The 11,949-nt window shown below is 33.4% G+C and carries 12 protein-coding genes; 2 read left to right on the top strand and 10 right to left on the bottom strand.

From position 1 onward, the window contains the following. Positions 1-141: 141 nt before the first annotated feature. Positions 142-876, top strand: a complete 735-nt coding sequence (locus JZO71_RS03825) for a hypothetical protein (RefSeq protein WP_206898269.1) — start codon at positions 142-144, stop codon at positions 874-876. 115 nt (positions 877-991) lie between these two features. Continuing rightward, positions 992-1,162, top strand: a complete 171-nt coding sequence (locus JZO71_RS03820; RefSeq protein ID WP_206898268.1) for a hypothetical protein — start codon at positions 992-994, stop codon at positions 1,160-1,162. Between the two features lie 141 nt (positions 1,163-1,303). Here JZO71_RS03820 and JZO71_RS03815 read toward each other — a convergent pair whose 3' ends face one another. The 10 genes from JZO71_RS03815 to JZO71_RS03770 all read right to left on the bottom strand — a co-directional run bounded on the left by JZO71_RS03815 (position 1,304) and on the right by JZO71_RS03770 (position 11,947). Continuing rightward, the gene (locus JZO71_RS03815; protein ID WP_242590380.1) at positions 1,304-2,263 is read right to left on the bottom strand and encodes an LCP family glycopolymer transferase; all 960 of its coding nucleotides are present in this window, start codon (positions 2,261-2,263) and stop codon (positions 1,304-1,306) included. A 449-nt stretch (positions 2,264-2,712) separates the two neighbouring features. Then, positions 2,713-3,330, bottom strand: a complete 618-nt coding sequence (locus JZO71_RS03810) for an SIS domain-containing protein (RefSeq protein WP_206898267.1) — start codon at positions 3,328-3,330, stop codon at positions 2,713-2,715. 640 nt (positions 3,331-3,970) lie between these two features. Further along, the gene (locus JZO71_RS03805) at positions 3,971-4,315 is read right to left on the bottom strand and encodes a hypothetical protein (protein ID WP_206898266.1); all 345 of its coding nucleotides are present in this window, start codon (positions 4,313-4,315) and stop codon (positions 3,971-3,973) included. 160 nt (positions 4,316-4,475) lie between these two features. Then, positions 4,476-5,057 carry a hypothetical protein gene (locus tag JZO71_RS03800; protein WP_206898265.1) on the bottom strand — a complete coding sequence of 194 codons (582 nt, stop codon included), beginning with the start codon at positions 5,055-5,057 and terminating at the stop codon, positions 4,476-4,478. A gap of 247 nt (positions 5,058-5,304) precedes the next feature. Next, entirely contained in the window at positions 5,305-6,180 is an 876-nt protein-coding gene (galU, locus tag JZO71_RS03795; protein ID WP_206898264.1) for a UTP--glucose-1-phosphate uridylyltransferase GalU, read from the bottom strand. 157 nt (positions 6,181-6,337) lie between these two features. Further along, positions 6,338-7,348, bottom strand: coding sequence for an NAD(P)H-dependent glycerol-3-phosphate dehydrogenase (locus JZO71_RS03790; protein ID WP_206898263.1), 1,011 nt, complete (start codon positions 7,346-7,348; stop codon positions 6,338-6,340). 70 nt (positions 7,349-7,418) lie between these two features. After that, positions 7,419-7,826 (bottom strand): glycerol-3-phosphate cytidylyltransferase, encoded by a 408-nt coding sequence (gene tagD / locus JZO71_RS03785; protein WP_206898262.1) that lies wholly within the window; start codon positions 7,824-7,826, stop codon positions 7,419-7,421. Positions 7,827-7,878: 52 nt separating this feature from the next. Continuing rightward, on the bottom strand, positions 7,879-9,771 hold the full coding sequence (locus JZO71_RS12580; protein WP_206898261.1) for a glycosyltransferase: 1,893 nt from the start codon (positions 9,769-9,771) through the stop codon (positions 7,879-7,881). Between the two features lie 25 nt (positions 9,772-9,796). Beyond that, positions 9,797-10,606: an ABC transporter permease gene (locus JZO71_RS03775; protein ID WP_206898260.1), complete on the bottom strand. Its 810-nt coding sequence runs from the start codon at positions 10,604-10,606 to the stop codon at positions 9,797-9,799. Positions 10,607-10,618: 12 nt separating this feature from the next. Beyond that, positions 10,619-11,947, bottom strand: coding sequence for an ATP-binding cassette domain-containing protein (locus JZO71_RS03770; RefSeq protein WP_242590379.1), 1,329 nt, complete (start codon positions 11,945-11,947; stop codon positions 10,619-10,621). Positions 11,948-11,949 lie beyond the last annotated feature (2 nt).

Here is an 11,949-nt window from a genome sequence, read left to right as displayed (position 1 = left end):
CCGGCCGGTACTTGTAGCTTAAGGAAAAATATAGCTACTGTAAAAAATAAAAAGAGCTTTTATTGGTCAAAAAATGTTCTATTTCCATATGCTAAACTGTAGCTACACGAGGAATTATGACATTATTCTTGGAGGTAGTTTATGATTGAATCCAGCAAAAATCGTTTTACCATCAATGATTTTACGACTATTTATTGTGAATCGTCATTTGTTTCTTCTATTGAAAGTAAAGAAACCTTTTATAAATCTGAACAGCTTTATTTTTTATACCAAATTCCTTTAGATGTCGAAATTTATGCACTGCTTCCAGACACAACCACAGACTTCAATCGCTGTTGGATCGTTTTTCAGCATGAATGTATGTTGGTCGCAAGCTCTGCGCAAGAGATCATTACTTATCTACTAGACAGCCATCACCAGCTAAAATTAAGCTGGTATCTCAAAACAATGCGTACACTTCTTCCTGTCAAGCACTACAAGTTACCGGCAGCAATCCGAACGCAAAGTTTGCTACCGCTGGAATCTGCAAAAAGGGTAACTACCATTTGGTTCAATCCATTACAGGTGCAGTTGGTTGAAGAACACGCCTTTCAAACAACGATCCAGTTAACAAATCAGCTCCGTTTTCTTTCTCCGATCAAGAAACGCAACTTAACAAAAAGAATTCGCCTCGCGTTTTCTTGCCATTTGATGATCCACACAGACTTTTCGCCACTTCATAGCCCAACCTTTTTTCCATTCTTTCCAAAAGCAAAATGGTTGGCTCGTCCCTTTCAACAAGTTTTGGCACATCAGCAGCATTATCGCCGTGGCACTTTTTTCCGTCAGTATCAGCAAATTATTTACCAAGAAGGGCAACAAGATTTTGAACAGTGATCATGTTAGATTATTTACGAATTTTGTTATAAATTTATTTAAGAAATTGCAAATAACTCGTAACTTCAATGGCAACATGCTATACTACTGCTGAGAACTTGAAGGAGTGAGAGTTATGTTATTGCTATTACTAATTACTGTTTTATTGATTATTGTAAGTTCTTATATTCTAAGTTCTGAAGCATTTATTGATGCCAAAACGATTGTTCGAAATCCACGAAAAATCATGTCTTTTACAAAAGCATTTTTCTTGGCTGCTTTCGCTTTATTTTTTGGTTTAATCTAACAGTAAATAAAATTTTAGGATCGGGTAAAAGAAGACATTCTTGCAACCGATCCTTATTTTTTCAGCTTATCGCTAAAAAAACACAGAGCGACCATTCAAATGGTTGCTCTGTGTTTTTTGTTAGGTATTTTTTTCTTTGCACTATTTTAATTGTTCTTTTAATTCTTTTTGGATTCGAGCGAGTTCGTCACTGCTTGCTCGTTGATAAGAAATACCATTTTCTCCAGTTGTGCCATCACCAGTAAATGAATCTCCTGCTAGCTGTTCTGAATGAATCGTTGAAAAGGCATCACGATAATTTGTGGCTAATACTTTGATCGTATCCCATGAAACATCTGTTGTTGCATTATTGCCCAAAGCGTCTAACAAATTGGTATAGTTCGTCAAAGTATCCACTGACTTCATTTTGTTGATAATTCCAGAAATCACCTGACGTTGACGATCTTGACGACCATAATCGCCTTTTGGATCATCGTATCGCATCCGTGCATATTTCACGGCATCTGTGCCATTTAATGTTTGTTTACCGATTGGGAAATCAGTTCCATCATAGTTAAATGTCAATTTATTATTTACATCGACACCACCAACTGCGTCAACCAAATCTTGCATTCCTTTCATGTTGATTTCCGCGTAGTGGTCAATAGGAATATCTAACATGTTTTCAACTGTCGCAATAGACATTGCCATACCACCAAATGCATAGGCATGATTGATCTTATCACTCGTTCCATGCCCAACAATTTCTGTGTAGGTATCACGAGGAATACTTACTAAAGTCGTTGTCTTCTTTTGTGGATTAACCGTTGCAACCATAATTGAATCCGAGCGACCTTGATCTGTGCGACCAAAATCTCCTGTATCCACACCTAGTAGTAAAATTGAAAAGGGATCGCCTGCATCATAATCGATTTCTTTGTCCCGTTTTGATTCCGTGATCCGATCGACCGTTGCATAAGTCTTGTCCGCTGTGGACTTCACATCAAAATAAATTTTTCCTGCATACACAGCAATCCCCGCAATGATAATCAACAAAATACTTAGAATCCATAAAAAAACCTTCCGTCCCGTACTCATTCGTTTTTTCTCAGCTCTTCTCATCTTTTTTCCCACTTATCCTTTAGTTTTTCTCAACAGTTATTAAGATAACAAGTTGATCTCGTTTAACTTTCTTAGATAACGATACCAAAATGATTCTAACTTTTCAATGAGATTTCAAACAATTAAAGGTTTGCTTTAAAGTCTGTAAGAAGGAGTTAAATTTTTATAGATATTTCTTTTACCTAATTATTTATCCACATCCATAATTTGATTGACTATTATCTACACGCCTCTGTGAAACACCTCTATAAATAATCATCAAAATGGAAACAAACACTATTATTAAAACTATTAAACCATTAAAAATAACTATTGAGCTATCACTTATCAATGATTATCAACCTAAAAAATCGTTTTCTTTTCGTAAAACTGTTTCTGTAGCTGTGGAACACAAACTTTTTTTCTTTTATTCAGTTGATTACTGTGGAAAACTCTCTGAATGGTAGTCCTTAATCTGAAGGCACCTCTTTTTTAAGTAAAAACTGAGCAATAAAATAGAGCATCTGCTGAAGTAAAAACATGGTAGAAACGGAGGCTGTTCCACAAATTGATGGGTCCAACTCAGGTATAGTCAGTACCGCATCATGCAATTTTGCATGATTATCTAAAACCAAATCGGCAATCTCAAATAACCGTAAGCCACTACTATGCTGCGATTTTATACTTCTAGATAAATCAAAACCCGTCACGATGATGACTGGATACTCATGTTCCTTGATCCACTGCGCAAGTTCAATAATAGCTGGGTTACGTCCTTCATTTGATAACAGTAAAAAAATATCTTGAGGGTTTGTCTCTATCTGTTCAATAATTGCTTGACCCGTCCCCTCTAGTTTCTCATAAATACCATCAGCTGGATTTTTGATCAATTTCCCAGGAACAATATCTGGAAGCTGTTCCCAAAATTCAAAAGCAACACCGCTTAACGTTCGGCTAGCGAAAATCTGTAACCGACCTCCGGCAGCTACTCGTTGAGCAATCCAAGTCCCTGCTTGGATCATTAATGGTTCTTCTACTCGTAATTTTTCTTCCAGCTGTTGATAATAATCAAAATAACGTAAACTCATAAGTCTCCCCCACGAATCAAAACCAATAGAAACAGCTGCCTAATAAAGCGAAAGCAACAAAACGGCAGTTGCCAACTTGCTTTTTACTCGTCGTTATTTTTCCCCAACAAAAAAAGGTATTGAGCGTCTAGCCCAATACCTTGACATAGCAAATAAACAAGCGTGCAACCTTCACAAAAATCTACATAGGGGTAGAAATTTCACCTTAGATTAGGTACAATAAAAAGGTCGATGCACTGCATTGACTATGGCAAAATGATTGGTCAGCGCGTACTGACAAGTCATTCCCTGTTTCTTAGCGCCAACTAAGAAGCAGGGAGCCTTTTTTTATTCAGCTGTTTCTATCTGTTCCCATTGTAAGGAAACTATTTGCTGAGTGCAAGAGGTGAATCATCAAAAAACAAGAGTACGATATCTTACCATAATTATAATCTTGTTATTATATTCTAACTTTCCCCACCTCTCAGCTATTCTAAACCATTTATCATAACGTTTTTTCAAATAACAAGCAGTCAAAATTTAATTAAATAAATTTTAACCATATGTATTCCCAAATAAAATTTAAAAAAAAGAGCCTGGAATCTTGTACTTCAACCAAAACTCCTAATTTTTGGTTTACTACAGCTATCCAGCCTCTTTTTTATTCTTTTATTGAACGATACCGAGCCGCATGTTTTCCTTTTTTGATCAAATGCATTCGATGTCCTAAATAGCGAATATAAATCACCACATACAACCCAATCAATACAGCTGCAAAAATTAATGCGACTTGCGTATCAACTGCAATTTGCAACATCAAACTGCCAATCGCAACCGTTGCTAAATACCAAACTAAAATCAATCCTTTTTCTTTGCGTTTTACCATCTGATACATGATATAAAAACTGACACAAATGAAAGGTAATAAGATTAACCAATTACTTCCTTCCAGTAACCACTTCAACCCATCAAGCAATGATTGAGCAATTGCTATTAGTTTCTCCATGAAATCCACACCTTCTATTTAAATTCCGTTTGCCAAAAACTCTTCATTATTTTACTACTAATTCAAAAAAATTGTTGATTTTTCTTCTTTAATCTTATGCTATTTTTGTACACTTAAGTAAAAATTAAAGCTTCTTTTAGACATACAATCGCTTTGAGACTTAAACAAATCGATTCTTTTTTTCCAATACTAGCTGTTTTTGGACGCGAGAGAAATCAGCAATAGTATCTAGCACTTCATAAAAGCCCAAAATTTCATCGATTTCTTGTTCACTCAAGCCATCCACAACTTTATGCCCAGTTTGAACCAACGCCCTTTGTTCTCGCCAAAACTCGGCGATGGTCTGTACTGACTGTTCGATGAGATCATATATACGCCATTGGTCTGCCAAAGTCTGAATCAGCAGTTGTTTCTTTTTCACGATGGCTGAACTCCTTAATTTATCATAGCCATATTCCTCTTTCCATAGAATATAACTTTGTTTCGTTGGAAATAAGATCTCTTGTACCTCTTTATTGTTAAAACCCAAAAAATGAAGTAATAAAAAATAGCGAGGATTGATTACCACTTCTTTTTTTGTACTATGTTTTGTTATTTTCTGATTATCTACTAAAAGTGTGGCTAACTGTTTCACTCTCTGAGGTGCTTCCTTTTGAGAATGATACCAGTCAGGATTTTCATTCAAAAGTTCAAGCAACTGCATTCTAGCAGCTTTTTTAAAATTTTTATCTTGTTTAGTCATCTCAATCGGCCGTTGAAATTCTAAGCCGCTGACACTTCCCTCCACTTATTTTTAGCAACAAAATTATGTACTCTATTTATTTTATAGTAAACCCAGCAAGTGTCAAATAGAAAGAGGTTGTCAACGACATGTTCACAGCCAATAAATAAGGATAAATTGTCAGAAAGTACTCAAACAAAACATCTAAACACAAAAAAGTAGAGCCCAAAATGATTTGGTTCTCTACTTCAAATCAATACAAAATCAATTAATTTAATTTTTCTCCTAGTTCAATCAGATAGTCTTTTAATGTTTCGCCAATTTCTGGGTGTTGCAATCCATATTCGATGCTCGTCTTCATGTAACCAAACTTATCTCCAACATCATAGCGTGTCCCTTTAAATTCATGTGCAAACACACGTTGACTTTTATTCAGTTCATCAATCGCATCAGTTAGCTGGATTTCATTTCCCGCACCAGGTTTTTGTGTTTCCAAAATAGTAAAGATTTCTGGATTTAACAAATAACGGCCAATAATAGCCAAATCACTTGGTGCGTCTGCTGGATCTGGTTTTTCTACAAAATTTTTCACACTATAAACATCATCTGAAACTATTTCACCGGGATTGATAATGCCATATTTCGACGTATCTTCATGCGGAACACTCATAACGGCAATTGTCGAAGAGGTTGTTTGTTCGTAATCGTTCATCAATTGTTTGGTCAAAGGAATGTCATCCACCATCAAATCATCACCCAGCATCACAATAAAAGGTTCATCTCCTACGAAAGCTTTTGCCTGTAACACAGCATGCCCTAAACCTTTTGGATGAGATTGACGAATAAAATGTAAATTGACGTCTGTTGTTTCTTCAACTAATTTCAATAATTCATTTTTTTCTTTTTCACGTAAATTTGTTTCCAATTCAACATTTGAATCAAAGTGGTCTTCAATTGGTCGTTTTGCTTTTCCTGTAACAATTAAAATATCTTCGATTCCTGAAGCCAAAGCCTCCTCAACAATAAACTGAATCGTTGGTTTATCAACAATTGGTAACATTTCCTTTGCCATCGCTTTTGTTGCGGGTAAAAAACGTGTCCCCAACCCTGCTGCTGGAATCACAGCTTTTCTAACTTTTGTCATGATTTGTTCGTTCCTTTCTCACAATCATTCATTTAAAATAAAGGTACTCACTGAACTATTATAGCAGAGGTAAAATAGGAAACCTACTTTCTTTCTGTTTTATGCTCCACAAAAAAGTAGAACAAAACGATAATCGCTTTGTTCTACTTTTTAATATTTACATAAATTCATTTTCCGTCTTGCCATCACGCAACATGATATCTTTTGCAGCCTGCTTGATATCTTTATCTTCATATAACACACTATAGATAGTCTCAGTGATTGGCATTTCCACATTTAATTGCTTAGCTAGTTCAACAGCGGCTTTCGTCGTTGAAACACCTTCAACAACCATCCCCATATTTTCTAAAACCTCAGCCAACTTATGACCTTGACCCAATAAGTTTCCTGCACGCCAATTACGAGAATGAACACTCGTACACGTAACAATCAAATCACCCACACCACTTAATCCAATAAATGTCAGTGGGTTAGCACCCATAGCCACCCCTAAACGACTGATCTCAGCTAAACCTCGAGTCATAATAGCTGCTTTTGCATCATCACCAAATCCTAGTCCATGAATGGCGCCAGCACCGATTGCAATAATATTTTTTAATGCAGCTCCTGTTTCCACACCAATTACATCGTTATTTGTATAGATTCGGAAATAATCATTCATAAATAAATCTTGAACAAATTCTGCTGCATGTTGATCAATACTTGCAGCTGTAATCGTCGTAATATCGTGAACAGCAACTTCTTCTGCATGACTTGGACCAGAAAGCACAACGATTGCTTGGCGTTTTTCTTCTGGAAGTTCTTCTGCAATCACTTCTGAAATACGTTTGTGTGTGCCTTGTTCTAGTCCCTTACTTGCATGAATGATGATTGGTTTTGTATTCATTTTTTCTAACAATTCTTGTGCAACTGAACGAATAGCTTTTGTTGGGACAACGAATAATACAGCATCAACGCCATCAACAGCCTCCGCTAATTCTTTATATCCGACAATTGATTCAGGAATTTGCAAGTCTGGCAAAAAATGTTTATTGGTATGATACTCATTGATCTCATCAATTTGTTCAGGAACATTTCCCCAAATTCGAACATCATGTCCATTTTCTGCTAAGGTCTGCGCTAAGGCAGTCCCCCAAGAACCTGGACCTAAAACTGCGATTTTTTTCATTAAATTTCCTCCAGTAAACTAATCGTTATCTTTCATTATAATACAGAAAAACAAAACATGTTTAGTAATTTTACTGTTTTAACTGTTTATTTAAGTCTTCTTTTATCTGACTTGTTGAAATCTCTGGAGTTCGATCTAAATAGATTACCTCCACACCAGTTTCTTCGTGAAGATAATCAAATTTTCCTTGCCAATCATTGCCCATCACAAATTTATCAACCTTAAATTCTTTAATATCTGAGACTTTTTGTTCCCAAGAGTTCTCGGGAATGACTAGGTCGACATATCTAACTGCTTCGAGCAATTGCTTTCTTTTTTCATAGGAGAAATAACTTTTTTTGTCTTTATATTGATGATTAAATTCATCAGTTGAAAGAGCAACAATCAAATAATCGCCTTGCTCTTTTGCTCTTCGCAACAAATTGATATGTCCATAATGAAGCAAGTCAAATGAACCATAAGTGATTATTTTTTTCATTTTGGCTCCTTTTCACCTGATAAACATTAAGTAATTTCAACTATTTGAATGATTATTTAAAATATTTAAAACTTAGATTCCCATACGGATTAGTAAAATAGGGCAACCATGTACGATGTTTTTTTCTTTTATCTTTAATTTCAATAGAATGATTACGCTTATTCCCTATTCGTTCTTTAAAAAAGAAATTACATTTGTTTATAACAATTGAATAATCATATATCTCTTGTTCATCAAGATTGCCATCTCTAAAATTAATAACTGTTTCCAATTGAACACGTTGATTGTTTTTTTTCTTTACTGAATCTTTTACTAGAATATACTTATTATTTTCTTTAGTTTCTAGACTCGATCTCAGATAAAGCCGACCTTCAATATTATAATTAGAAATATCACTACTACTTTCAATATTTGTAGTTATTTGTAATATGTCTGGTGCTAACCATCGTAAATCTTCCAACACAAAATTAACTTCTGCTATATTACATAAAGAATTGTTTTTAACAGAATTGAATAGATATTCCCATTTTTCGGCAAATCTTTGATCTGAAAAATTTAAAGCTGACTGCAATGCATTTTCACACATTTTATTTTTTTCTATGTCACTAAGATCTATATAATTAATGATTGCCGAAGATAGCTTATCTGTGTTTCCATTTTCGACTAGATACCCATTCTCTCCGTCTATTATCATATCGGATGGCCCATATTTAATATCATACGATATAACAGGTGTGCCATTTGATAAACTCTCTAACACAGACAAACCGAAACCTTCAAATTCTGATGGAAATATTGTGCAAGTTGCCCTTTGCAAAACCTTATCTGCACTTTCCGTATATCCTTTTAAAAATACATTTTTTTCCAACTGATGCTCTTTAATTAGATTTGATAAATTATCCTTGTCAGCACCTTCGCCATAAATAAACAGCATGCTGTCAGGTATATGTTTTACTACGTTTTCAAATGCAACAATCGCATTATCTATTCGCTTATTTTTATCTAATCTTGAAAGTATGACAAATGTATTTTTTTCTTTCGATTCAATAATATCTTTTCTTTCTATAGAATGTGGGATAACAAAATAGTTATCTCTATTACCGAATCTATTCTCTACATCTCTTTTCTGGGAATTTGTTAAAAATACTACTCCGTCAGTATAATTTAAATTATTCAGAACTTCTCTGTTACCGACTCTAACAATGTCTGTTTTGGGTCTAATATGGATACTATGTGTCATAAAAATTTTCTTTATATTTTTTTCATTAAAATCAAGTACAAATTTATCTTGTGCTCTAGTTTCACTAACCAGTATATTTACATTATCATGGTCAATAATTTTTTTTAAGAACAATTCCTTGTATTCATTTTCAGAAAATTCTTCTCCAGTACTAGAATTTGTTTTGAAGTAAATAATATTAGATAGTTTACTATTAACATAATTTTTAGTAGCATAACAATAGCCATTTTTTTTAAACATTAATTGCTTTATTAAATTTGATTGTCTATCATAATAATTAGTTGAAAAAAGGTATCCATCTTTATTAATGATATCTTTTTTTGTAATTATACCTTGTTCATCAAAATACGTGATTTTACCAAAACTAACATTCATTTTCAACATTCCATTCTGGTAATAGTCAACAGAATCAGGTTTTTTCACTCCGTTCATTCCTTGTCTGTTAACAGCATATTCTTGATAGAATTCATTATTATCATATTCCACAAAAAAATTGTTAATATTTATAAAGTTAATTTGTTCAGGTATATTGTATCTTTCTCTGAGGAGTTTTATAGTTTCTTCATAGTTTTCATCATAATGAAAACTCACTACATTCGAACTAATTTTCTTTTCATTAAATAAAATTCTTACTTTATTTAATAAGGAAGCTGTTAATCCACCATGCTCTAAATCTAAACGTGAGGTTAAAAAAAATATTTTCACATCCATGTTCTCCTTTGTGGTTATTTTAAACATAATCCATAAATTTAGCTCTAAACTTCAAATGAAGATGTGCGCCAACAGTTAATATTATTAGTAACATCAACCAAAAAATTAACGTATAATTTCCTTTTTCCCAAAACCAAGCCTTGGATAGAAAGGTATCTCGAAATCCGTTTATCAAATAATAGAACGGATTTAATTTTAATAGGCGAACCAGTGTATTCGGTAGATTTCTATTTTCAATATTCCATATCGGACCTGATACATAGAACAAAACTCTAAATAGAGACTGCAACATAATGTGATAATCTCTAACTAAAGTCGTAATAGTAGCATTCAAAATGCCAAATGCGAATAAGAAACAAATCATTGCAATAAAATAATATATATATTGTAACCAGTATAGACTTGGTGACACACCAAACTTAATTAGTGAAATTACAACTATGATGGTCATCCAAACATAACTTGTTAAATTACTAACTATAGATACGGATGGCAGAATGCTAATTGGAAACTTCATTTTAGCGACTAGTCCTACCTGTCTATATATACTATTTGATGCCCCAAAAACTGATCCATTTATAAAAAACCAAGTTGATATACCAATAATCATCCATAGTATATAAGGCACACCATCTATTTTATTTCCCCCATTTACTCCCAAGCCAAAAACCATATAGTAGATTCCCACTTGAATCAATGGATTAAAAATTTGCCATAATAAGCCTAAATAGTGACTCTGATAAGTCGCTTTATCTTCATACTTAGACATTCTAAAAATTATGCTGTAATTAATTAGTTGCTCTTTAATAACAAGCCAAACTTCTCTCATCTTATTCTCCCTCTATTGCTCTGAACTAGTAGGTATTTTTAACTCTTGTCCTGCCTCAATATTGTTATCACTCAACAAATTTTCATATTTTAATTCATCAATTGAAATATTATATTGATTAGCTATGCTCTCCAAAGTATCTCCAGGTTGAACCATGTAACTCTCTAAAGTGTCAGAGGACATACTTGTACTCTCGCTTATTATTTCTGTTGAACTGTTTAAACTAGAAATATTTGTAGAACTATCCATTTTTGATGAACGTTCCTTTGGAGGAGTAGAATTTTTTCTTAGATCAGTAAATTGTTTCCTAATAAATTCAACAGGGTTATTTATGATAGATGAAACAGCATTATCATTAAAACTAATTATAGACAAACAAACAAGAAGAACGCTGGCCATTAACAACATAATTTTGGTTCCTCTTTTCATTTTATCCCCAATTGGTGTTTTTTGAGTTTCATTTTGAATTTCTCGAACTTCAGACCTAGTTAGCAATTTATTTTCGTTTTCTTTTTTCTTAATTATGTCATCCTTGAGTTTTTGCAATGTAAACTCTTTTTGTTTGTTTTTCATTTTTCTTTGATATTTAGACTGCTCTTCTTTTGATTGCTGTTTAAACCATTGTGTGAAATTTTTATATTCAGTAATTACCTCTTTAGTTTTACCAAACATTTTTAATTCCCCGTAATGCATCCAAATAGTTTTGTCACAAAGTTTTTCTACTTGACCTAAAGAATGACTTACAAAGAAAATCGTTTTCCCTTGCTCCTTGAATTCCATCATTTTATTGACACATTTTTGATAAAATGTGTCATCTCCAACTGCCAATGCTTCATCAATAATAAGTATATCAGGATTTTGATGCACAGCTACAGCAAATCCTAATCGACTTTTCATACCACTAGAATAGCTTTTTACTGGTTGATTTATAAAGTCACCTAAATCAGCAAATTCAATAATATCAGGTGTCACTTCTTTTATTTTACTATTTGACATACCGCTCATTAAACATTTCAATTGAATATTTTCTATTCCTGTTAAAGGACCTTTTAACCCAGCACCAATAGAAATAATAGAGGTATCTCCATGTATGTCTAACGATCCAGATGTGGGCGGAATAATTCCACTAATCAAATTTGACAGTGTAGACTTTCCTGAGCCATTAATCCCAATTATTCCTACAGTTTCTCCATCGTTTACTTCAAAACTAATCCCTTTTAAAGCCCAAAAGCTTGGTATTTTTTTTCTAGTAAAAGTGAATAAACTTTTTATTTTATCCGATTTTCTTTTTAATAAATCATATTCTTTTGTTATATATTTTGCCTTTACCTTATAAGTCAATA

This window comes from Candidatus Enterococcus courvalinii (assembly GCF_017315945.1).
Taxonomy (GTDB): Bacteria; Bacillota; Bacilli; order Lactobacillales; family Enterococcaceae; genus Enterococcus_B; species Enterococcus_B courvalinii.
The sequence above is the reverse complement of the archived record's forward strand: the minus strand, read 5'-3'. Positions and strand labels throughout refer to the sequence as shown.